At 33.1% G+C, this 931-nt stretch carries 1 protein-coding gene; it reads right to left on the bottom strand.

Annotated features, from left to right (window positions below; all coding sequences use genetic code 11):
* Positions 1 to 354: 354 nt before the first annotated feature.
* On the bottom strand, positions 355 to 931 hold a 577-nt coding region (locus IEV72_RS13575; protein ID WP_188459662.1), incomplete at its 5' end, for a transposase.

The following is a 931-nucleotide window of genomic DNA, read 5'->3' as shown; positions in this document are numbered from 1 at the left end:
CAACAGCGCATCCTATGAAAAGCAATCAACCTGATCTTCCTTCAAATTTATGATATTTTCTTATTAGTTATCTCATTATTTTTTAATTTTCTATCACGTTTTATATAATTTGAAGCTTGCTTCACATTATATAAAATGTAAAAATAATAACTTGCTCGGCATCCTATGTGTGGTCAAAAGAACTCTCTCGCCACCAGCATCTCTATGAGTATAAGTTAAAAAGTCTATTCACTTGCTAACAAGATGTGGTCTAGTTTCAAAGATTAATACTAGCCACCTGCGCTGTTTTGTGATATAGACTTTAGGTTCATTTTTGAGCTTTGTTATTGGTTTATATTTCTTAATTTATTTCTGTTATTTAATTACTCCAATTTGGTAAGGTATTTCAGTTTTAATGACCGCCAAGGTTATTCTTAAAAGTTTTCTTGCGACTTTGATTACTATTTTCTTTGTATCCTTTCCTAAATGCTTTCTGTAATAATTTTGCATTACAGGGTCTCTTCTTATAGCTTGCCAAGATGCTTCTACAAAATAGGAACGTATTAAGCGATGTGCTCTTGGATTCATTCCTATAGTCTTGTAGTTGGAACCGCTCTGATGTACTCCAGGGGCAATACCAACATAACCTGCCAAATGCTTTAAATTATTAAATTTTCTCAAATCACCTAATTCTGCTAATATGCCACAAGCAACAATACCACCAATTCCTGGAATACTTCTAAGCAGATAATAATCTTTTTTATAGTGCTTACGACAATAAGCTCTGAGTCGGTTGGAAACTTCTCTAAGTTCTTTATCGATAAATCTAAAGCTTCTCATTTTACTAGTCATACTTTCTTTACCTGTTGAGTAGTTAAATTCTAGACTATCTATCCAATCTCGAAAGTTGTGGCTCCAGTGATCATTGTCGTGCTCTTCAGGAATTTGAATA

The sequence above is a fragment of the Psychroflexus planctonicus genome (genome assembly GCF_014640195.1).
Taxonomy (GTDB): domain Bacteria; phylum Bacteroidota; class Bacteroidia; order Flavobacteriales; family Flavobacteriaceae; genus Psychroflexus; species Psychroflexus planctonicus.
Note: the sequence above shows the minus strand (reverse complement) of the source record. Positions and strands in the feature narration are given on the sequence as shown.